The following is a 20,251-nucleotide window of genomic DNA, read 5'->3' as shown; positions in this document are numbered from 1 at the left end:
TGCCACCACGCGCCGCCCTGGCACCCTGCTCCGCCGACCGACAGCGCACCCACCCACCCACCCACCACAGAGAGCCACTGATGTCGCGATTCGACCTGCCCCTGGAAGAACTCCGAAGCTACCGGCCCGACCTGCCCGCGCCCGACGACTTCGACGCGTTCTGGGACGGCACGCTGCAAGAGGCCCGCGCGTCCGCGATCGACGTGAGCTTCACGCCGGTCGACCTTCCGCTGCCGGGCGTTGAGGTGCTCGACGCGACGTTCGCCGGGTTCGGCGGCCACCCGGTGAAGGGCTGGCTGATACTGCCGGCCGGCGGCGGCGAACCGCTGCCGACGGTGGTGAAGTACATCGGGTACAACGGCGGGCGCGGCCTGCCGCACGAGCATCTGCTGTGGGCCGCGGCCGGGTTCGCCTGCTTCGTGATGGACACCCGCGGCCAGGGCAGCGGCGGGTCGGTCGGCGACACCCCTGACCCGGTGGGCAGCACCCCCGCCCAGCCCGGCCAGATGACCCGCGGGATCGGCGACCGGCACGGCTACTACTACCGGCGGGTCTTCACCGACGCCGTCCGCGCGGTGGAGGCCGCGCGCAGCCACCCGCGGGTGGACGCCTCGCGGGTCGCGGTGGCCGGCGGCAGCCAGGGCGGCGGCATCACCCTGGCCGTCGCGGGCCTCGTCCCCGACCTGGCGGCGGTCGCCGTGGACGTGCCGTTCCTGTGCCACTTCCAGCGGGCCGTCAGCCTCACCGACCGCGACCCCTACCGCGAGGTGGCCCGCTACCTGCGCGCCCACCGCGACCACACCGACCAGGTCTTCCGCACCCTGTCGTACTTCGACGGGGTCCACTTCGCCGCGCGCGCCACCGCCCCGGCGCTGTTCTCCGTCGGCCTGGAGGACCAGACCTGCCCGCCCTCGACGGTCTTCGCGGCCTTCAACGCCTACCGCGGCACCGACAAGTCCATCGAGGTCTACCCCTTCAACGACCACGAGGGCGGCGGCCCCTTCCAGTCGCTGCGCCAGCTCCACTGGCTGCCCTCGCGGTTCGCGCCCACCACCGGAACGGAGACCGGCAGCGCTCGCTGAGGAGCGCCGCCACGACGCCATGGCGGTCGGCGGGAGCCCGGCCGGGGTGTACGCGGCGCGGCCGGGCCGTACGGTCGCGCTGGTGCACAACCGGCCGGCGCCGGGCAGCAGTTCCCGCACGTGTGCGGCCGCAGGGGCGATCCGCACCGGCAGCGGCCCCGCCGAGCTGGGCGCCGACCTCGAAGGCATCGCCCTCACCTCGGCGAGCCCGCAGCGGCGGCAGCGCGCCGAACGCCTCCTCGACCTCACCCTGGACGGCCTCAAGGCCCGCCCGTGAGCGCCCGACTCGACGACGTGCTCGCCGCGTTGGTGCGCTGCACCGGTACGCCGGTCACCGACACCGGCGACGAGCACGAACGGTGGCCGCTGTACATGGCAGCGTGCGGAAAGGGCGAGTGCCTCGACCTGCTCTTCAGCGCCGTGGCCCTCGAACCGGTGCCGAGCGTCGCGCTGGGGATCGTCCTCCACGTGCTGGGGACGCTCCCCGAGGCCGCCCGCCCCTCCTGGATCGCGCGGCTCCAGCTCCAGGACAACCGCGACTACGCGACCCGCCGCGCGCGGGAGATCGGCATCCACCAGAGCCGTGACGTGACACCGCTGCTCGTCGACGAGAACGTCCAGGACACCTGGTCCGACTGGTTGCAGTTGCTCCTCGCGGAACGTTCCACCGAGCCGGCCGTACTGCACCGGCTCGCGCGGGCGGGCCGCACCAAGCGCATCAGGCGCCTCGCCTCGGCACCCCGGAACCCTCAGCCTGATCGGGCGGATCGGCCGGACCGGTCAGATCGGCCGGATCGGTCTACCGGACGTCGATGACGGCTTTGCCCGGCACGCGGCGACCCGCCAGTTCGGCGGCTGCCGACGCCACCTGTGTCCAGTCGGTGCGCAGGGCGACCTGCGGGTCCAGCTCGCCGCGGGCGGTAAGCGCGGCGAGCCAGCTGAGGTCGGCGCCCAGTCCTGCGGCGTCGTCCAGCAGGAAGTACGTCGCCATCTGGCGGTTGTGGCGCCCGCCGTCACCGAAGAGGGCGCCGTGAGGGAACTGCTCCCCCGCACCGGAGACGTGCCCCGCGGCCACCAGCACGCCGCTCCCGGCCAGGGCGCCGTGCGCGGCGACCAGGTGCGCGCCGCCGACCAGTTCGACCACGCCGTGCACCGGTTCGAGCCGCTGGAGCGCGGCCGGGTCGGTGACGACCTCGTGGGCACCGAGCCCGCGCAGCGCCTCTTCCTTCGCCGGGTCGCCGGTCAGCGCGATGACGTGCGCGCCGCCCCGGGCGGCGAGTTGCAGGGTGAAGCGGCCGACCCCGCCGCCCGCGCCGGTCACCAGGACGCGCCGTCCCAGGATCGGGCCGATCCGGTGCAGGGCGCGCAGCGCCGTACCCGCCGCGACCGGCAGCGCGCTCATCGGGCCCAGGTCGGCGCCCTCGGGCACGGTGCCGATCAACGCGGTGTCCACGGCGCGCAGTTCGGCCCAGGCGCCGTCGGCCCCGAGCGTGACGACGGGGGTGCCGGCCGCGGGGCCGGAACCGTCGGCGGCCGGCTGGACCACCACGCCCGCGGCGTCCCAGCCGGGCACCGCGCCGGGGTCACCTCCGGGGACCACATGGTGGACCTCGCCGGCGTTGAGGGAGAAGGAGTGCACCCGCACCAGGGCCTGGTGGGCGGCGGGTTCGGGGTCGGGAACCGTGGCGAGCGCGAGGTGCCCCGGAGCCGAGTGGTCGATCGTCAGAGCCTTCATGACCGCGATACTGCCACTGAGTGGCATAAGCGTTCAAGGGGCACATGCGACGGGTACGCTGCACCCGTGGAGAGAGACCTGAGGCAGCTGCCGCTACGCGAGCGAAAGAAGCTGCGCACCCGCCAAGCGCTGGTCGACACGGCCCTCGAACTGTTCTCCCGGCGGGACTTCACCGCGGTCACGCTGGACGAGATCGTCGACGCGGTGGAGATCTCCAAGCGCACCTTCTTCCGCACGTTCACCTCGAAGGAAGACGTGGCGCTGGCCCCGGAGAAGGAGCTGTGGGCCGCCTACCGCGCGGACATCGCGACCCGTCCCCTCACCGGCGCGCACCTGTTCCGCGCCTACAAGGACGCGCTGTTCGCCGCGCTGGAGCAGATGGCCGACGGCTGGGAGCGGCGCTTCCTGGCCAGCCGCAACCTGGCCGACCGCACCCCCGCACTGACCGCGCACAGCCTGCGCCACTGCTCGGAGGTCTCCGCGGACGTGGTCCGGATCGTGGCGGACCGCCTCGCCGGCCACGCCCCCGGCCCGACCGAACTCCGCCTGCTGCTCGACCTCATGCTGGCCGCCTGGCACCGCGCCCTGGAGACCTGGACCACCTCGCCCACCGGCCGCCAGGACCGCGCGGCCCTCGTCCGCCACACGCACGAAGCGTTCGCGGCGATCCCCACGGTCGCCGCGCTGGCGGCACAGGACAGCTAGTGCGTGCCTGGCGCCGCTGGGGAAAAGGCGTGGCCGCACGCCAGTCGTGATGTGACAATCGGTCCGCATCTTGATCCACATCCGCGTTCCGGAGGTCCGCATGGACATCGCCCCGCTGCTGCCGATGACCACGCCCCGGTTGTCGCTGCGTCTGTTCACTCCCGGCGACGTGGACGACCTGTACGCCTACCAGAGCCTGCCCAGCGTGGCGCGTTACCTGTACCGGCCGGCGCACACCCGGGAGCGCAGCGAGCAGGTCGTGGCCGAGCGCGCGGCGGGCGTCGTGTGGCGCGCCGACGGGGACAAGCTGGCGCTTGCCGTGTGCCGGCACGACGAGCCCGGCGTCCTTGGCGAGGTGACGCTCAAACTGGCCGACGCCCGCGCCGCCCAGGCCGAGATCGGCTGGACCCTCGACCCGCGTCACGAGGGGCACGGCTACGCGACCGAGGCGGCCGCGGCGCTGGCCGGGTTCGCCTTCGACCGGCTGGGCGTGCACCGGCTCTACGCACGGCTGGATGTGGAGAACGCCGGGTCCGTGGGGGTCTGCGAGCGCCTCGGGATGCGTCGGGAGGCGCACCTGGTCGAGAACGACCTCGACGGGGACCGCTGGGGCAGCGAGTACATCTACGCGGCGCTGGCCGCGGACCTGCGCGGTCGATCAGGCAGTTGAGGCCGCCACCGCCCCCTGTTCGTGGTGGATGTTCGCGGTGGATACGGCGGCGGTGGTGGAGCCGTTGCTGCCGCCGTCGCGGGATGAGTGGCTGCCGCGGGACCATCTGGCGCGGTTCGTCGCCGAGTTGGTCGACGAGGTCCTGGACCCGGCCCCGATTCCGGCGGCCCGCGCCGACAAGCGCGGGTCCCCGCCGTACGGCCGGCGTCTGCTGGTCGGGCTGCCGGTCCACGGCTGCACGACCGGGGTGCGCTCGCAGCGGGCGATCGGGCGCGGGGTCCGACGGACGTGCCGGGGGGCCGGTCAGGCGAGGAAGTGCAGGAGGGCCGCGGTGAGTTCGCCCGGGGCGTCCTCCTGGCCCACGTGGCCGGCGCCCGGGAACAGGTGCAACCCGGCCGCGGGGGGCACCTGGGGCGAATCCCTGACGGAATCCCCGACCATGCCGCAGCGAGGTCCGTCGTCATGGTGGAGCGCGTCCTTGGGCGGGGTGGGGGTGGGAGCCTCTAAGGTTCAGGGCAGAGCATCGCTGCTACGCCCAGTGGGAGACGGGGGACCGATGTCGGTGTCATGGAGCGGGCAGGGCCTTCCGCCCGCCGCGGCCGAGCGGCTGGCCTCGGCCGGGGGCAGCGGGACGTGGACGTCCGCGCTGTCCACCGGGGAGTTCGCGGCGATCCGCTCCGTGGGCTTCGAACCGGTCGGCCAGGTGATGGGTTCCGCGGTGTTCCACATCGGGCGCAGCGGCAGGTACTGGGGCTATCACGACTGCCAGTACCCGGGCGCCCGGTACAGCTATGCCTTCGGTTCGAGGACCGGCGCCCCGGTCGCGCTGTCGGGGGGCGGCTCCCCGTCGCAGGCGCTGGTCGGCGTCTTCGACGAGGCCCGGCGCACCGCGCTCGGTCGGATGTCCGCGGAGTGCCGGGCGCTCGGGGGCGACGGCGTGGTGGCCGCCGCGCTGACCATGGCCCCGTTCATCGGCCAGGCCAACTGCCTGGAGTTCAAGGTGATCGGCACGGCGGTGCGGGCGCGGGGCAGCCGGCACGTCGAGCAGCCGTTCACCTCGCATCTGGACGGGCAGGGCTTCGCGAAGCTGATCGGTGCCGGGTGGGTGCCGGTCGAGCTGCTGGTGGGCATGTCCATCGGGGTCCGGCATGACGACTACCGGACCGCGTCGCAGACGTTCTCCTGGTCCAACATCGAGGTGAGCGGGTGGAGCGACCTGGTCCACGCGGTCCGCTCCGACGCCCGGCAGCAGCTCAGGGCGCAGAGCAGCCGGCGGGGCGGCGACGGGGTCATCATGGCCGACAGCGAGCTGCGCGTGTGGGCGGAGAGCTGCCTGCGGTCCGGCAGTTCCGACCAGGAGGACCACGTCGCGGAGGCGACGATGATCGGCACCAGCGTCGCACGCTTCCACGTCCGCAAGGAGCCGCCGCGCACGCTGTCGGTGATGCCGCTGGGCGACCGCGGGGTCCGGCTGCGCAAGCGGCTGGCGACGGTCGCGTCCAGTCCGTACGCGGACCGCTCGGAGTACCGGCGGCTGGTCCAGGAGATCAGCGAGCTGAACGACTAGGACGACGAGGACGAGGACGAGAACGACGACGAGGACGAGGACGACCAGAACGACCGGGACGGACGGCCGGCCGCGGAGCCGCCACCATCCCTGACCGCTTTCGCATCGCACCATCGCACGGTTGACGAGGGGTACTGACATGACGAACGAACAGCCGAGCGCCGAGGGCGTTCCCGCGGACGCGATGCGTCGGTTGTCCGAGCTGGCGCCCGGCCGCGCCGGGTCGATCTTCACCAGCGACCTGTCGGTGAACGAGTTCCTGCTGGTGCGGGAGGCGGGCTTCAAGCCGATCGGCCTGGTCCTGGGCAGCTCGATCTACCACGTCGGCATCCAGTTCGGCCGCTGGGGCAAGAACCAGGAGCTGGACACCCTCAGCCAGGCGATGTACCACGCCCGGGAGTTGGCCATGACCCGGATGGAGGCGGAGGCCGCGGCGCTGGGCGCGGACGGCATCGTCGGGGTCCGGCTGACCGTGGAGGCGCGGGAGTTCGGCAAGGACGTCGCGGAGTTCATCGCGATCGGCACCGCCGTCAAGGGCGACGCCGCTCCTCCCGGTGGCGGCACCTGGCGCAACAACAAGGGGCAGCCGTTCACCTCGGACCTGTCGGGACAGGACTTCTGGACGCTGATCCGGGCCAGCTACGCGCCGCTCGGCATGGTGATGGGCAGCTGCGTCTACCACATCGCGCACCAGAAGATGGGTTCGGTGATGTCGAACATGGGCCGGAACGTGGAGATCGAGCAGTTCACGCAGGCGCTGTACGACGCCCGCGAGCTGGCCATGGCGCGGATGCAGGCGGAGGCGGAGGCGCTCCAGGCGGAAGGGGTGGTCGGGGTGCAGCTCAACGCGCACAACCACCGGTGGGGCGGCCACACCACGGAGTTCTTCTCGATCGGCACGGCGGTCCGGCCGCTGCGGCCCGACCACGAGATCGAGCGGCCCACGATGGTGCTCAGTCTCGACGGGTGACAGGCTCGGCATCCGCGGGACAGGACGACTTCACGAGCATGGGGACGACGATGAGCGAGCAGGACCCGTTCCAGGGGCGGGCGGGCAACGAAGGCGGTACGGGCGAAGGCGGGACCGGCGGTACGGGCGAAGGCGGCACGCGCGACGGCGGGGAGCCGGCCTCCGGCGCGTCGATCGACATGGTGGCCGCCGCGCTGCGCCGTGACTCGGCCGACCTGGAGATCTACGCCAAGGTGCTGACCGGGTCGCTGGCGGACGCGCTGCCGGCCGGCTCGGTGACGTCCGAGCGCAAGCGCACCATGAGCGACCGGATCGCGGGACGCGAGGGACGGGTCGAGCGGCTCGAAGTCGCCCTGGACGACCGGCGGTTGATCCTGACCCTGGCGCACGGACGGCCGCAGGGCGAGGTGGCCACGGTGGTACGCGGTGTGGTGCTGTCGCGCACTCCGGTGGCGCTGGACGCGTGGGCGGCCGAGCTGGCCGCGGCGCTGGCGCAGCGGGCCGAGGCCGACGCGCGGGCCCGCGCGGCGCTCGAACGGCTGGTGCTGGGCGACTGACCGCCCGCGGGTCCTGACATGCCGTCAGGACCCGCGGCCGGTCCAACGGACCTGGCGCCGCTCAACAGCCCCGGCAAGCAGGTCAGTTGGAGTAGACCTCGGCGCGGTCGATGGAGATGTACGCGGCACCGGAGGAGGCGTTCTTGTCGCCGGTGACCCGCACCCGCAACGTGTGCTGCCCGTAGGCGAGTTGGGGGCTCACGTAGTTCAGCTGCTCCCCCATCCGGATCGCGCCGTAGTAGTCGGCGGTCGTCTCCGGGCCGCCGTCGACGGAGAAGGCCGCGATGCCGTTGCCGGTGTCGCGCACCGACAGCAGGGCGATCCGGGTGCCGGTGAACGTCCAGGTGGCGGTGGCGCCGGGCTCGGCACTCCAGTGGTCGTCGCCCCAGAAGCACTGGACGCCGCAGCCGCTGCCGGAGTTCCAGTCGCCGGTGTAGGCGATCGAACCCGAACCGCTGCTGCTGCCGGTGTCGTTGATCCAGTACGAGCCGCCGCCGGGGTCGCCGGACGGCAGGTCCTGGGTGGCGCCGGCGGCGAGCGGCGCACCGAAGTCCGGGGTGCCGTCGGCGTTCCAACCGATCTTCTGCGCACGGGTGGTGCGGCCGTCGTAGGTGTAGTCCGAGGTGTTCTTGCCGTGGTAGACGATCCAGTCCTCGGTGCCGTCCGGGCTCTTGAAGAAGCCGTTGGAGCCGGGGCCCCACACGCCCGTCGCGTCGTCGCGGGAGAAGACCGCTCCCGCGTGCTGGGTCCAGTTGCCGGGCTGGAGCGGATCGGCGCTGCTGGGAATGGACTTCATCCACAGCTGGTAGTCCGGCAGGCCCGTGTCGCAGGTGGAGTAGACGAGGTACGTGGTGCCGTCGTGCTGCAGGATCGAGGGGGCCTCGCGGATGGTGGAGCAGCCGCCGTCGGAGGGCAGGTACACGCGGTCGCCGGAGACCGTCCAGGGGTCGGACATCGGGGCGATGTAGATCAGGTTGTGGCCCTCGGTGCCCGCGCCGGACCACAGCAGGTAGAGGCTGCCGTCGCTCTGCCGCAGCAGCACCGGGTCGATGGCCCACTCGTCGGGGGCGTTCGGCGGTTGCAGCTCGGCCTTGAAGTGGTACGGGCCGAGCGGGTCGGTGCCCTCGGACTCGACGACGTACAGGCGGTGGTTGTCGTCCACCCCGTTGTCGGCGGTGTAGTAGATGTACCAGTGCCCGTCGATCAGATAGAACGACGGCGCCCACACCTGCTGGTTGCGGGAGGCGTCGGGGTCCTGCCAGACGGTCACGCGCGGCGCGGTGAGCAGGTCGCCGAGGGTGGGCGCGACGGCGATGCGCACGGCGTCGCCCTCGGTGGCGGCCAGGTAGTAGTTGCCCTGGTAGTAGGTCATGTAGGGGTCGGGGCTGGTGCCCAGCGGGTTGCGGAAGGTGCCGCCGGCCGCGTGCGCGCTCGGCGGTCTCAGGCCCATGCAGCACAGGACGGTGAGCAGCAGGACGAGCGCGACGTTCCCGGCGGTTCGCAGCGGACGGCTGGATGCTGTGCGGGGCATGACCGCCTCCTTGATAGACGGTTGAGGGGGGTGAACACGTCTGATCACGTTCGAGCCGAGCCGAGATTACAACGTTGCACACGGCCCGCGACACCTCTGTGCCGCACTTGCTCCGCCGGGGTGCGGGAGGTGTACGAGGTTCGCGAGGCGAATGAGCTGTATGTGACTACCGGGGTGTCGGCCCTGGCGCGCGGGCAGCGCCGCCCGCTCTCCTCCGGCGGGACCCCCCCCTCAGCCGGCGTGGCGGACGCGGAAGCGGTCGGGTGCCGACGGGTCCCGGTCGACGACGCGGACCGGCGGCCACGCCCACTGCCACACGCCGATCCCGGGCGTGCGGGTGAACCGGATCAGCCCGCGGGTGCCCTCGACCGCGACGTGCGGCCAGGACTCGGCGATACCTGCCCGGTCCGTGCCGTGCGCGCGCAGCAGGTCGGCGAGGACGGTGACGGTGTCGTAGCCCTCGAACGCGACGAAGGAGGGCGCTTCGGCGAGCTGTTCGCGCAGCGCGGCCCCGACGCGTACGCCGAGCGGGCCGGGTTGCTCCGGCAGGTAACGCAGGAACGGGACCGCGGCGCCGTCGGCGCCCAGCACCGTCTCCCAACCGGCGAACTCCGGTTGCCCGGCCGGGGCGCCGATCAGCGTCCCGGCGAGGCGCTGGTCGCGGCGTACCGCCCTGACGATCGGCACCGCCGGTTCCGGGTGGCCGACCAGCAGGAGGAGGGCGGTCGCGCGGCCGGCGGCGAGACCGTCGCACAGGGCGGCGGGGTCGAGCGCGGCGGCGTCGAGTTCGAGGACGGTACCGCCGCGTGGCGCGAGGTGGTCCCGCAGGATGCGGGTGCCGGCCGCCCAGTAGACGCTCGGCTGGGTCGCCACGGCGATCCGGCGGTGGCCCGCGGCGAGCAGGAAGTCGGCGTAGATCCGCCAGCCGTGGGACTGCGCCGGGGCGAGCCGGGCGACCCAGCGCGTCGGCTGCTCGGTGAGCGTGTCGAGGACCGCCGAGGAGCAGAGGAACGGCAGGCCGAGGGCGTCGGCCCTGGTGGCGGCGGCGCGGGCGACGACGCTGTGGTACTCCCCCGCGACGGCGACCGCCCCCAGGCCGGCCAGCTCGTCGATGGCCGCTTCGGCCCGCCGCGGATCGGCCGCGGTGTCCCGGACCAGCAGTTCGAGGGGTCGTCCGGCGATCCCTCCGGCGTCGTTGACCTCGCGGGCGGCCAGTTCCAGCCCGGCGAGCAGGTGCCGGCCCGCCTCGACCCAGCCGGGCGGGGTCAGCGGGACGAGGGCGCCGATCCGGACCGGTGATCCGTCGGTCCGGGCCGCTTCGGGCTGCGGTGGTGGGGTGTTCATGCGCCGGCGTCTCCCGTGTGACGAGTCGGGTGCGGTGCGCCCGGGTCGCGGAGCGCGGTTCGGCGGGGCCGGGTGGCGCGCCGCCGCTGTCACCAGGCGGGCGCACCTGGATGGCCATGGCGGACATTGCATCCGCCGCCGGCGCCGGCGGGCAACCGATTATCCGATCGCCGAAGGGCGGGTCGTGGCGTCGCCGCCGGCCCGCACAACCGAGGCGCGACCGGAGGCGTCACCGGGAGCGCGGCTGCCGCCGCTGAGCACTGCCGAGCACCGCCGTAGGACCGCCGAGCGCCGCCGAAGGATCGCCGTCCCACAACCACTGGTTGTGGGGCTAGGGTTGTCGCCATGGATCTCGCCGCCGTCCGGACCTTCGTCGCCGCCGCCGACGCGGGGCAGTTCCAGGAGGCCGCCGCGGAACTGGCGGTCACCCAGCAGGCCGTCTCCAAGCGCATCGCCGCGCTGGAGCGCACCCTCGGCGTGCGGCTGTTCACCCGGACCGCGCGCGGCGCCGAACTCACCATCGACGGGCAGGCGTTCCTGCCCCACGCGCGCGAACTGCTGCGCGTCGCCGAGCGGGCCGTCGCGTCCGTGGGCACCGGCCGACGGCAACTACGGGTCGACGTCATCTCCTCGCGCGGCGCGGCGTCCGGCCTGATGCGCGACTTCCACCGCGCGTACCCCGAGATCGAACTCGACGTGCTGATGCTGTTCGACATCGAGACGGCGGTCGCCTCCATCCGGTCCGGCGCGATCGACGCGTCCTTCCGTGCCGTCGCCGCCCCCGGGCGGCCCCTTCCCGAGGGCATCGAGTCCGTCCGGGTGCTCGACGAGCCGCTCCAGCTCCTCACCGGCCCCGCCCACGCGCTGGCGAACGCCCGGTCGGTGACCGTCGCCCAGCTCGCCGGGCACCGGATCTGGATGCCCGGTATCAGCCCCGGCACCGAGTGGGCCGCCTACTACGACGACCTCCTCGCCGCGTACGACCTCACCATCGAGGCCACCGGCCCCAACTTCGGCTCCGACGCGCTCCTCGACACCATCGCCGACACCCCGGCCCTGGCCACCTTCATGGGCACCCGGGCCCGCCTCGTCTGGCCGGCCGGCTACGACCTGCGCCGCATCCCGATCACCGACCCGACCCCCGTCTACCCCCACTCGCTCCTCTGGCACCGCGACAACCCCCACCCGGCGCTCGCCACCCTCCGCACCCACCTCGCGGCCACCGCCCCCACCCCCGACGCCCCGGGCACCTGGATTCCCCCGTGGGTCCCCCCGCACCGCTCCCCGTCGGTGTCCCCGGGGCCGTGATCGTCGCTCAGCGCGGCCGGGTTCCCCGGTTGCGGGCGACCCAGTGCGCGTAGTCGGACTGCTGGCGGGCCCGGTCGTGCGGCGAGTAGCCGTGTGCGGCTTCCAGGGCGTCGGAGACCTGCTCGACGGCGGCGGCGTCGCCGTCGGCGGACCAGAAGAAGGAGCCGGTCCTGCGGACGAGGACGTCCGACACGGTCATGGCCATGTCGTGGACGACGGCGTGCCGGATCTCGGCCGGGGTGAGCACGCTGTCGCCGATCGGTTCGCCGTCCGCCGCGTGCCGGGTGGCCGCGCGGGCCAGCAGCGCCGCGTTGCCGCCGTACCGGCGCAGCCATCGCTGCCGGGTGGCTTCCGCGACGGGTGCCGTGGTCAACGCCTGCCGGGCATCGGCGAGTTCGCCGGGGTCGCCGCCGGAGATCGGGACCTTGCCGGTGGTGGACGGCGGCAGGCCACGCTGCCCCCACCGGTCGGCGAGCTGCCCGGCGGCCGTGTCGACGATCTGGACCGCCATGAGGCGGGCGGTGGTCAGCTTTCCGCCGGCGGCGGTGATCAGGCCCGAGTCGCCGACGGTGATGCTGTGCTCGCGGGACGCGGCCGAGTTCGACGTTCCCGGCAGGGGTGCGATCAGGGGGCGCAGGCCCGCCCAGGAGGCGACGATGTGGCTGCTGTCGACGTGCGCGCCGGGCAGCGCGTGGTTGGCCGCTTCGAGCAGGTACGTGAAGTCCTCCTCGTCGCCGACGACTTCGTCCAGGGAGCCGCTGAAGTCGGTGTCGGTGGTGCCGACATACACATGCCGGCCGTCGCCCGCCGGGGTCGGCCACACCACGCGGGAGTCCGAGGGGGAGCGCAGGAACACGGCGGTGCGCAGCGGGAAGTCCTCGGTGCGCAGCACGATGTGCACCCCCTTGGTGGGGCGCAGCGTGGGGTGTTCGGGTGCGCGTTCCAGCCCGAGCACCCGGTCCACCCAGGGACCGGCGGCGTTCACCACGGTCCTGGCCCGTACGGTGATGTGCTCGCCGGTGAGCCGGTCGACGATCTCGGCGCCCGCGATCCGGCCGCCGTCCCGGAGGAAGCCGGTGACCTCGCGGTGGTTGCCCAGCAGCGCGCCGGCCCGGGACGCCGACTCCAGCACGTCGATGACGAGGCGGGCGTCGTCGGTGAGGGCGTCGTGGTAGAGCCCGGCGCCCTTGAGGCCGGTGGCGTTGAGGTGCGGCTCGCGGCGCAGCACCGCGTCGCGGCCCAGCATGCGGTGCCACCGCTTCAACGGCGCCCGGGAGAAGGCGTCGTAGAAGGTCAGGCCGAGGTTGAGCAGTGCTCGTCCTTCGGGGTAGCCGTCGTAGACCAGGTACATGAACGGCTGGAGGTCGGCGAGGTGGGGCGCGATGCGCATCATGACCTCGCGCTCGCGGACCGACTCGTGGACCATCCTGAACTGGTACGTCTGGAGGTACCGCAAGCCGCCGTGGATGAGTTTCGACGACCGGCTGGAGGTGCCGCCGGCGAAGTCGTCGCGGTCGACCAGGACCACGGACAGCCCGCGCAGCGCGGCGTCCCGTGCGACCGAGGCCCCGGTGATGCCCCCGCCGATGACGAGGAGGTCGGCCTCGGTGGGCAGTTCTGACGGCGAGAATCGCTTCATTGCTGGACGACCCATCCTTTCGCGCGCTCGACCGCGCGCTTCCATTGCGTGTACTGGGCGTCGCGGGAGGCGTCGTCCAGTGCCGGAACGAAGACCGCGTCGTCGCCGGTGGCCCGGAAGCAGTCCTCGGGGTCGGACCAGGTGCCGACGGCGAGCCCGGCCAGGTAGGCGGCCCCCGACGCGGTCGCTTCGACGTTGGAGGGCCGGTGGATCACCGCGCCGAGCATGTCGGCCTGGAACTGGAGCAGGAAGTCGTTGGCGGAGGCGCCGCCGTCGGCCCGCATCGAGGTGACGGCGCGTCCGGACTCCTCGGACATCAGCTCGATGAAGTCCTTGATGGAGTAGACGATTCCCTCCAGCGCGGCGCGCGCCAGGTGGCCGCGGGTGGTGCCCGGCGAGATGCCGATGAGCAGGCCCCGCGCGCCGGCGTCCCAGGACGGGGCGCCGAGGCCGGTCAGGGCCGGCACGAAGTACACGCCGTTGTTGTCGTCGACGCCGCGGGCCAGTTCCTCCGTCTCCCCGGCGCTGCCGAGCAGTTCGGCCCCGTCGCGCAGCCACTGCACGGCGGCGCCGGTGACCGGGGCGTACCCCTCCAGGCCGTAGGTGGTCGAGCCGTCGCGGCGCCAGGCGATGATGGTGCTGAGCCCGTGCCGGGAGATCACCGGGGTGCTGCCGGTGTTGACGTCGAGGAAGGTCCCGGTGCCGTGGGTGGTCTTGGCGTCGCCGGGGTGGACGCACCCCTGTCCGAACAGTGCCGCCGACTGGTCGGCGACCGCGGCGGTGATCGGCACCTCGGCCCCGAGGACGGCCGGGTCGGTCGTGGCGATGTGGCCGGAGTCGTCGACGACCTGCGGGAACAGGTTCATCGGCAGGCCGAGCGCGCCGAGCCAGTCGCGGTACCAGGAGTCCGTGAGCAGGTCGTAGGAGCCGGTGACGGCGGCGTTCGACGCGCTGATCGCGTGGACGGCGCCGCCGGACAGCCGGTGGATGAGCCAGGAGTCCATGGTGCCGAAGGCCAGTTCGCCGGCCTCGGCGCGCCGGGCCAGGTCCTTGTCGTGCTCCAGCATCCAGCACAGCGACAGCGACGAGTAGACCGGCGCAAGCGTCCAGCCGGTGCGGGCCTGGACGGCCGCCCCCCACTCGGGCCGCAGCCGGTCCGCCGTCGCCGCGGTCCGCAGGTCCTGCCAGACGATGGCCGGGGCGACGGCCCGGCCGGTGCCGCGGTCCCACAGCACCGTGGTGGCGCGCTGGTTGGTGATGCCGATGCCGGACAGTTCCCCGGCCCGGGTGCCGCTCTCGCGCAGGGCGTCGGCGATACGGGCGGAGGTGAGCCGCCAGATCTCCTCGGGGTCGTGTTCCACCCGGTCGGCGGCCGGGTGGAACTGGGTGAACTCGCTGTAGGCGCGGCCGCGCACGGCGCCCGCGCCGTCGAACACCAGGGCGCGGGTTCCTGTGGTGCCCTCGTCGATGACGAGAAGGCGGGATGGGTCACTCATCGTCGAGCTCCATGTCCTGGGAGGGCGCCGCTGTCGGGGCGGCGCCGGGAGGGGGGGTGGCCCGGCCGGTCACAGACCGAGCTTGCCGGGGTTGAGCAGGGCGTCGGGGTCCAGCGCGTGCTTGAGCTTGCGCAGCACGAGATGGGCCGATCCCAGCGAGCGGCGCGAGTAGGGCGAGCGGGCGAGTCCGCCGCCGTGGTGGTGGGACAGCTCGGCGCCGTGCTGGAGGCAGACCTCCATCGCGGTCGCCCAGATCGTCTCCAGCCGCTCCGTGGCCGCGGCGTCGTCGGGCGCGTGGCCGAGCAGGATGAGGTACATCGAGGTCCCTTGCGTGTACACGTGGGAGAAGTGCGCGAGCACCTCGTCCGCGAAGGGCTTCAGGGCCTCCTTCAGCGCCGCGTGGAGTTCCAGGACGTGCCGCCAGGTGTGGGCGACCTCGATGGTCTCGGCGAAGCCGCCGGGTGTGTCGAGCTGCCTCTCCACGGTGGAGAAGTCGAACCGGCGCGCCATCCACGCCGCGGCCGGCTCCGGGCCGAGCAGGTCGGCGCCGCGCGCGGTGGCCAGACCGGTCAGGACCTCCAGTTCCGCGGCCGCGACGGCCGGCTCCCCTTCGGTGCCGGCGAACAGCACGGGGCGGTCGATGTGCTCGTCGTCCAGCGCGTGCCGGGCCTCGTCGACGTCGTAGAGCCGGAGCAGGAAGGGCTTCAGGCCGAGCGCGGCCTGTCCGCGCATGACGTCCAGGCCCGCCGCCAGGTCGGGCAGCCGGAAGGTCTGCAGCAGGCGTTCCTTCGGCAGCGGGACGATCTTGCAGGTCACCTGGGTGACCACGCCGAGGGTGCCCTCCGAGCCGAGGAAGAGCTGACGCAGGTCCGGCCCCATGGCCGCCCTCGGGGACGCCTTGAGTTCCACCGCCTCGCCGGTGGCCAGCACCACGCGGTAGCCGACGACCAGGTCCTCGACCCCGCCGTAGCGGGAGGAGAACTGGCCGGTGGCCAGCGTGGCCAGCCACCCGCCGACCGACGAGCGGTACAGCGACTGCGGGGAGAAGCGCATGGTCCATCCGGCCGCGTTGAGCGCGTCCTCGAGTTCGCCGCCGTTGTTGCCGGCCGGCACGGTCACCGTCATGTCGATCTCGTCGACGACAGGGGGCCCGACCAGGCCGGAGACGTCCAGCACGATGCCGCCGCGGGTCGGCAGCGGCTGCCCGGTGACGGACGAGCCCAGCGCCCGGGTCGTCACCGGTGTGCCGGTGGCGCCGGCGGCGCGCAGCACCGTCACGACGTCCTGCTCGGTCGCCGCCCTGACCACGGCCTGCGCCTGGTACGGGTGCTTGTCCTGCCGGTTCCACTTGGTGGCGACCGGCCAGGTGTCGTGGCTGGTGGCGGCGAGGGCCGCCGGGTCGGTACTGATCGCATCGATCCCGAGGTCGTCGGCGAGCTGGTCCAGGAGGGGCGAGATGTCAGGCACGGTGTTCCTTGTTCCTTCTGTTGGTGCGGAGCGGTGGCGGGCAGGCGCCGTCAGGTGAGCACGGTGGCCAGCGTCAGGCAGGCCGGCGTCATGACGGCTATCGCCACGGCCGGGGGATCGATGTGCGTGTCGCCGTGGATCAAGAAGACCCGCGAGGCTCCCTCGCCGACCAGGGCTGTGGCCAAGCCGGCCAGCGCGCCCACCCATACGGAGGAGAACGCCAGGCCGGTCGCGGCGGCGACGGACGTGATGTGGTGGGTGGCCGGGACGGTCACCGGCGTGGCCAGGAAGACCAGGGACAGCGCGGAGACGCCGAAGGCGAGGACGCCGGCGGCCAGGCTCAGCGACGGCTCGGTCCGGACCAGTTCGACCGCCGACCAGGACGCCAGGAACCCGACGGCGAGGCCGAGCAGCGCGGCCATCACCGGCTTCTCCTGCGCCGGCAGCCAGGCCGCGGTCCGCGTGGTGCGGAAGCGGTCCCTGAGCCGGCTGACCTCCGCGTGGCCGAACAGCCCGGTCCGGCCGAACACCAGCCGCGCGACGAACGCCGAGGCGACCACGGTGAGGGCGGTGGTGTTGGCGTACTGCGTCATCCAGTCGCTCGCGTTCAGGGCGCTCTGCACGACCAGGCCGAGTACCCCGAAGGCCGCGCCCGCGAGCAGGGTGCCCGGGTCCGCGAGGCCGAGCAGCCCGGGCACGATGTCCCGACCGGTGGCGGTCTTGCCGCGCCGCGCCGCGTAGGCGAGCGCGCCGACCGCGCCGGCGAAGGCGATGTGCGGTCCGAACCACTCCCCGAGCGCGACGTGCTCCAGGAACCAGGGGTTCCCCGCGCCGATCACGGCGGCGACACCGACCAGGATCATCAGCCCGCACAGCACGAATGCCGCCAGGGCTCCGACAGCGGCGGCGAACAGGCCGCCCGCGGCGGCGGCCGCCACCGCCTCCAGTGTGAGATGCATCCGGACTCCCTCGGCCGATGACCGTTCCACAGTACTCCATATTTGGAGTACTCGAATTTCGGAGCAAAGGTACGGGCGAGGAGCCGAGGTGTCAACGCTGTGTGCGCTGGAGCGTGATCACGGGCCCGCTGTAACGTGACCAGTCGGGGGCCGTACCGCGCGGTCCTGTCGCGCGAGCGAGAGAAGCGGGAGTTCCCAGGTGCACGGCACGAACCAGTTGCCCGCGCCGGCCGCCCGTCGGCCGCTGGACCAGGTGCTGCGCGCGATCGTGGTGGACGCGCTGCGGGTCGGCGTCGGCGAGACGCTCCCCACCAACAGCCACTACCTGCGCACCGTGGGAGCCAGCGCGGGCACGGTCCAGCGGGCCATCAAGACGCTCGCCGACCAGGAAGCGCTCGTCACCGCGTCGCACGGCCACCAGGGCCGCACCGTGGGGTCGCTCCATGTCGGCGCGGCCTGGCACATCGCCGGACTGTCCCCGCTGCGGCTGCTCTTCCCGCCCAGCGGCCCGGCCGAGATCGACGCCCTCACCGAGGCCCTCGCCGGCGAACTCACCGAACTGGGCGTGCCCCACACCATCCGCCACCAGCGAGGCGGCACCCGGCGCCTCGCCGCCCTGCACGCGGGCGCGTACGACCTCGCCGTCGTCTCGTCGGGGGCGTTTCGCGGTGCGACCCAGGCCTCCGACGCGGCGCCCTCGCTGACGCTGGCGCCGGGCACGTACTACGCGCCCCACCGCCTCGTCGCGGTCACCCGCACCGGCGACGACCCGCCCGGCCCCGGCGCCCGCGTCGCGATCGACGACGACTCACCGGACCACGTGCTCCTCACGCAGTCGGCCTTCCCCCCCGACCGCGGGTACACCTACGTCAACTGCCGGTTTCCGGAAGTCCCGACAGCGGTGCTGCGGCGCCAGGTCGACGTCGGCATCTGGCACCTCAGCCATACCGTCATCCCCCTCGACCTCGCCGGACTGAGCTGCGCGGACATGGAGCGGCTGGACACCGTCACGGACTGGCGGGAGGTGTCGGCGGCCGTCCTGGTCGGCGGGACGCAGCGCGGCGAACTGCGCTCCGTGCTCGCCTCGATCCGGCTGCCGAACCTCTTCAGCGCGCAGCAGCAGTGGCTGCGCGACGAGTCGAGCTGACGTGAGCTGACGTGAGCTGACGCGGCATCAGCCCGCCGCGTCAGGTTGCCGTCTCAGGTTGCCGTCTCAGGTTGCCGTCTCAGGTTGCCCCGTCGCCTCGGCTCGTCGGCTCGCCGCGTCGTGGAAGGCGCGGCGGGTCGCCACGATGCCGTCGGTGGTGCGGGAGGGGTGCACCCGGTTGGTGAGGAGGACGGCGTAGCGGGTGGTGTCCGGGTCGATCCAGACGCTGGTGCCGGTGAAGCCGGTGTGGCCGTAGGAGCGGGGGCCGAAGGACCGGCCGACGGGCGAGTCCACGGGGTCCTGGCCCTGCCAGGCGAGGCAGCGCCGCAGCGCCAGGCCCTCGGAGTGGACGGCCGTCATCTGCCGGAAGGTGTCGGGGCGCAGCAGTTCCCGGGCGCCGCCGGCGAGGGACAGGGCGAGCCGTTCCATGTCGGCGAGCGGGGCGAACAGGCCGGCGTGCCCGCCGACGCCGCCGAGCACCACCGCGTTCTCGTCGTGCACCTCGCCGACCACGACCCGGCCGCGCCACGGGCAGTCCTCGGTGGCCACCGCGCGCCGCCGGGCCTCGGCGGCCGGGCGGAAGCCGGTGCCGGTCATCCCGAGCGGGCCGCACACCAGCCGCTCCACCAGGACGTCCAGGGTCTCCCCCGCGGCGGCCTCGGCGATGAGGCCCAGGATGATGAAGCCTTGCGAGGAGTACTGCACGCGCGTCCCGGGTGCGGCCGTGAGCGGCAGCAGGCGTATCGCCTCCAGGAGTGAGGCGCGGGAGGGGTGTTCGCGGTAGAGGGGGACCTGGCCGGGGATGCCCGAGGTGTGCGCGAGCAGCTGACCGACCGTCAACTCCGCCTTGTCGCCGTCCCGGTACTCCGGCAGGTGGTCGCCGATGGTGTCGGCCAGCCGTAGCGCGCCCGTGTCGACCAGGGCCATCACCGCGAGCCCCACCACGGGCTTGGTGACGGAGGCGAGGTCCCACAGGTCGGTGCCGTCCAGCGGTTCGCCGCCCCAGCTCCTGGTGCCGGTCCAGCCCCGGTCCCGGGTTCCGGCCGCATCGCCGACGGACCACGCCGCCGCGGAGTAGACCTCGCGCTCCCGGCCGGCGGCGAGCAGATCGCGCAGGGAGCTCATACCCGCTCCCCTTCCGCGCCCCGGTCCCGCTCGTCCTCCGCGCTCCGGTCCCGCTCGTCCTCCGCGGTCCGGCCCACCACGCCGAGCGACGGCGCGCGTCCGCCGAGGCCGGCGGAGACGGCGCGGGCGGCGGCGCGCACCATCGGGCCGAACAGCCGCACGCTCTCCTCGTCGAGGGTGAACGTCAGCCCGCTGACGCCGACCGCGCCGACCACCTGCCCGGTCTCGTCGAGCACGGGCGCGGCGACCGAGCGCACGTCGGGTTCGCCATATCCGTCGTCGACGGCGTAGCCGCGCTCGGCGGCCTCCCGCAGCACCGCGCGCAGCGCGTCGGCGCCGCCGAGCGGGTGCGCGGCCCATTCCTGCGGCGGTACGCCGTCGAGCACGTCGGCGCACTCCCCCGGCGGCAGCGCGGCGAGCATCGCCAGGCCGGGTCCGCTGCGGTACAGCGGCGTATGGCCGCCGGGTCGCACGCCCATCCGGAACTCAGGCGGCGCGTCGGAGTGCTCCAGGTGGACCGCGTCGTCCCCGTGCCGTACGGCGTAGCAGGCGAGCTGGCCGGTGCGGCGGTGCAGTTCGGCGAGCACCGGGCGGGCCGACCGCAGGTCCTGGCCGTCGTGCAGGGCGGCGGCGGCGAGGCCGAGCAGGCGCGGCCCGGCGCGGTAGCGGCCGCCGTCGACGGGCTGGGCGAAGCCGAACTCGGCCATGGTCTGCAGATGGCGGTGGACGGTCGGTTTCGTCAGGCCGGTGCGCCGGGCGAGATCGCCCAACCGGTGCGGCCCACCGGGTTCGACGAGCGCTTCCAGCACTTCCATCGCCTTGTCGATCGGCCCCTTCGCGCGGCCCTGCTCGCCGATCCGAGTGTTGACCATCTTCGCCATGTCGCCTAGCTTAGCCCATCATTCCATCTGCCGGAACGGATGTGCTGCCCAATGGAACGACATCGTCA

At 73.4% G+C, this 20,251-nt stretch carries 19 protein-coding genes and 1 pseudogene; 11 read left to right on the top strand and 9 right to left on the bottom strand.

Annotated features, from left to right (window positions below; all coding sequences use genetic code 11):
* Positions 1-80: 80 nt before the first annotated feature.
* Genes OG896_RS37200 through OG896_RS37190 form a run of 3 tightly spaced genes read left to right on the top strand, consistent with a single transcriptional unit; the run spans position 81 to position 1,898 of the window.
* Complete coding sequence (locus tag OG896_RS37200) at positions 81-1,082, top strand: acetylxylan esterase (protein ID WP_329372511.1); 1,002 nt, start codon at positions 81-83, stop codon at positions 1,080-1,082.
* 19 nt (positions 1,083-1,101) lie between these two features.
* Complete coding sequence (locus tag OG896_RS40525; RefSeq protein ID WP_443057208.1) at positions 1,102-1,359, top strand: SbtR family transcriptional regulator; 258 nt, start codon at positions 1,102-1,104, stop codon at positions 1,357-1,359.
* Positions 1,356-1,898, top strand: a complete 543-nt coding sequence (locus OG896_RS37190; RefSeq protein WP_329372509.1) for a hypothetical protein — start codon at positions 1,356-1,358, stop codon at positions 1,896-1,898. The genes OG896_RS40525 and OG896_RS37190 overlap by 4 nt, the downstream gene beginning before the upstream one ends.
* Here OG896_RS37190 and OG896_RS37185 read toward each other — a convergent pair.
* The gene (locus OG896_RS37185; protein WP_329372507.1) at positions 1,882-2,817 is read right to left on the bottom strand and encodes a zinc-binding dehydrogenase; all 936 of its coding nucleotides are present in this window, start codon (positions 2,815-2,817) and stop codon (positions 1,882-1,884) included. The two genes, OG896_RS37190 and OG896_RS37185, sit on opposite strands and share 17 nt — an antisense overlap.
* 66 nt (positions 2,818-2,883) lie before the next feature.
* Here OG896_RS37185 and OG896_RS37180 point away from each other — a divergent pair, with 66 nt between their 5' ends.
* From OG896_RS37180 to OG896_RS37155, 6 genes and pseudogenes are all read left to right on the top strand, one after another.
* The gene (locus tag OG896_RS37180; RefSeq protein ID WP_329372505.1) at positions 2,884-3,522 is read left to right on the top strand and encodes a TetR/AcrR family transcriptional regulator; all 639 of its coding nucleotides are present in this window, start codon (positions 2,884-2,886) and stop codon (positions 3,520-3,522) included.
* Between the two features lie 100 nt (positions 3,523-3,622).
* Positions 3,623-4,192: a GNAT family N-acetyltransferase gene (locus OG896_RS37175; RefSeq protein WP_329372504.1), complete on the top strand. Its 570-nt coding sequence runs from the start codon at positions 3,623-3,625 to the stop codon at positions 4,190-4,192.
* A gap of 28 nt (positions 4,193-4,220) precedes the next feature.
* A pseudogene (locus tag OG896_RS37170) lies at positions 4,221-4,466 on the top strand (hypothetical protein); the annotation flags it as partial.
* A 282-nt stretch (positions 4,467-4,748) separates the two neighbouring features.
* Positions 4,749-5,759 (top strand): heavy metal-binding domain-containing protein, encoded by a 1,011-nt coding sequence (locus OG896_RS37165; protein WP_329374529.1) that lies wholly within the window; start codon positions 4,749-4,751, stop codon positions 5,757-5,759.
* A 139-nt stretch (positions 5,760-5,898) separates the two neighbouring features.
* Entirely contained in the window at positions 5,899-6,729 is an 831-nt protein-coding gene (locus OG896_RS37160) for a heavy metal-binding domain-containing protein (RefSeq protein ID WP_329372502.1), read from the top strand.
* A gap of 50 nt (positions 6,730-6,779) precedes the next feature.
* Complete coding sequence (locus OG896_RS37155; protein ID WP_329372500.1) at positions 6,780-7,286, top strand: hypothetical protein; 507 nt, start codon at positions 6,780-6,782, stop codon at positions 7,284-7,286.
* An 82-nt stretch (positions 7,287-7,368) separates the two neighbouring features.
* Here OG896_RS37155 and OG896_RS37150 read toward each other — a convergent pair whose 3' ends face one another.
* Positions 7,369-8,817 carry a glycoside hydrolase family 43 protein gene (locus OG896_RS37150; RefSeq protein ID WP_443057207.1) on the bottom strand — a complete coding sequence of 483 codons (1,449 nt, stop codon included), beginning with the start codon at positions 8,815-8,817 and terminating at the stop codon, positions 7,369-7,371.
* A gap of 231 nt (positions 8,818-9,048) precedes the next feature.
* Positions 9,049-10,161 (bottom strand): ABC transporter substrate-binding protein, encoded by a 1,113-nt coding sequence (locus OG896_RS37145; RefSeq protein WP_329372498.1) that lies wholly within the window; start codon positions 10,159-10,161, stop codon positions 9,049-9,051.
* Between the two features lie 345 nt (positions 10,162-10,506).
* On the opposite strand from OG896_RS37145, the gene OG896_RS37140 reads away from it, so the two are divergent.
* Positions 10,507-11,469 carry a LysR family transcriptional regulator gene (locus OG896_RS37140; protein WP_329372496.1) on the top strand — a complete coding sequence of 321 codons (963 nt, stop codon included), beginning with the start codon at positions 10,507-10,509 and terminating at the stop codon, positions 11,467-11,469.
* 7 nt (positions 11,470-11,476) lie between these two features.
* On the opposite strand, the gene OG896_RS37135 is transcribed toward OG896_RS37140, so the two are convergent.
* The 4 genes from OG896_RS37135 to OG896_RS37120 form a co-directional block, all read right to left on the bottom strand.
* Positions 11,477-13,108 carry a glycerol-3-phosphate dehydrogenase/oxidase gene (locus tag OG896_RS37135; RefSeq protein ID WP_329372494.1) on the bottom strand — a complete coding sequence of 544 codons (1,632 nt, stop codon included), beginning with the start codon at positions 13,106-13,108 and terminating at the stop codon, positions 11,477-11,479.
* Entirely contained in the window at positions 13,105-14,604 is a 1,500-nt protein-coding gene (locus tag OG896_RS37130) for an FGGY family carbohydrate kinase (protein ID WP_329372492.1), read from the bottom strand. The genes OG896_RS37135 and OG896_RS37130 overlap by 4 nt, the downstream gene beginning before the upstream one ends.
* A 69-nt stretch (positions 14,605-14,673) precedes the next feature.
* Positions 14,674-16,071, bottom strand: a complete 1,398-nt coding sequence (locus tag OG896_RS37125; protein ID WP_329372490.1) for an FAD-binding oxidoreductase — start codon at positions 16,069-16,071, stop codon at positions 14,674-14,676.
* 50 nt (positions 16,072-16,121) lie between these two features.
* Entirely contained in the window at positions 16,122-17,030 is a 909-nt protein-coding gene (locus tag OG896_RS37120) for a hypothetical protein (RefSeq protein ID WP_329372488.1), read from the bottom strand.
* A gap of 199 nt (positions 17,031-17,229) precedes the next feature.
* Here OG896_RS37120 and OG896_RS37115 point away from each other — a divergent pair, with 199 nt between their 5' ends.
* Complete coding sequence (locus OG896_RS37115; RefSeq protein ID WP_329372486.1) at positions 17,230-18,177, top strand: YhfZ family protein; 948 nt, start codon at positions 17,230-17,232, stop codon at positions 18,175-18,177.
* A gap of 66 nt (positions 18,178-18,243) precedes the next feature.
* Here OG896_RS37115 and OG896_RS37110 read toward each other — a convergent pair whose 3' ends face one another.
* The gene (locus OG896_RS37110; RefSeq protein WP_329372484.1) at positions 18,244-19,302 is read right to left on the bottom strand and encodes a serine hydrolase domain-containing protein; all 1,059 of its coding nucleotides are present in this window, start codon (positions 19,300-19,302) and stop codon (positions 18,244-18,246) included.
* On the bottom strand, positions 19,299-20,183 hold the full coding sequence (locus OG896_RS37105; RefSeq protein ID WP_329372482.1) for an IclR family transcriptional regulator: 885 nt from the start codon (positions 20,181-20,183) through the stop codon (positions 19,299-19,301). Before OG896_RS37105 ends, OG896_RS37110 begins: the two co-directional genes overlap by 4 nt.
* Positions 20,184-20,251 lie beyond the last annotated feature (68 nt).

It is taken from the genome of Streptomyces sp. NBC_00669 (genome assembly GCF_036226785.1).
In the GTDB taxonomy this organism is placed as follows: domain Bacteria; phylum Actinomycetota; class Actinomycetes; order Streptomycetales; family Streptomycetaceae; genus Actinacidiphila.
Note: the sequence above shows the minus strand (reverse complement) of the source record. Positions and strands in the feature narration are given on the sequence as shown.

Coding starts and splice junctions, on each gene's coding strand:
- OG896_RS37200 (WP_329372511.1), top strand. CDS start 81: ATGTCGCGATTCGACCTGCCCCTGGAAGAACTCCGAAGCTACCGGCCC.
- OG896_RS40525 (WP_443057208.1), top strand. CDS start 1,102: ATGGCGGTCGGCGGGAGCCCGGCCGGGGTGTACGCGGCGCGGCCGGGC.
- OG896_RS37185 (WP_329372507.1), bottom strand. CDS start 2,817: ATGAAGGCTCTGACGATCGACCACTCGGCTCCGGGGCACCTCGCGCTC.
- OG896_RS37175 (WP_329372504.1), top strand. CDS start 3,623: ATGGACATCGCCCCGCTGCTGCCGATGACCACGCCCCGGTTGTCGCTG.
- OG896_RS37165 (WP_329374529.1), top strand. CDS start 4,749: ATGTCGGTGTCATGGAGCGGGCAGGGCCTTCCGCCCGCCGCGGCCGAG.
- OG896_RS37160 (WP_329372502.1), top strand. CDS start 5,899: ATGACGAACGAACAGCCGAGCGCCGAGGGCGTTCCCGCGGACGCGATG.
- OG896_RS37155 (WP_329372500.1), top strand. CDS start 6,780: ATGAGCGAGCAGGACCCGTTCCAGGGGCGGGCGGGCAACGAAGGCGGT.
- OG896_RS37150 (WP_443057207.1), bottom strand. CDS start 8,817: ATGCCCCGCACAGCATCCAGCCGTCCGCTGCGAACCGCCGGGAACGTC.
- OG896_RS37145 (WP_329372498.1), bottom strand. CDS start 10,161: ATGAACACCCCACCACCGCAGCCCGAAGCGGCCCGGACCGACGGATCA.
- OG896_RS37140 (WP_329372496.1), top strand. CDS start 10,507: ATGGATCTCGCCGCCGTCCGGACCTTCGTCGCCGCCGCCGACGCGGGG.
- OG896_RS37135 (WP_329372494.1), bottom strand. CDS start 13,108: ATGAAGCGATTCTCGCCGTCAGAACTGCCCACCGAGGCCGACCTCCTC.
- OG896_RS37130 (WP_329372492.1), bottom strand. CDS start 14,604: ATGAGTGACCCATCCCGCCTTCTCGTCATCGACGAGGGCACCACAGGA.
- OG896_RS37120 (WP_329372488.1), bottom strand. CDS start 17,030: ATGCATCTCACACTGGAGGCGGTGGCGGCCGCCGCCGCGGGCGGCCTG.
- OG896_RS37110 (WP_329372484.1), bottom strand. CDS start 19,302: ATGAGCTCCCTGCGCGATCTGCTCGCCGCCGGCCGGGAGCGCGAGGTC.
- OG896_RS37105 (WP_329372482.1), bottom strand. CDS start 20,183: ATGGCGAAGATGGTCAACACTCGGATCGGCGAGCAGGGCCGCGCGAAG.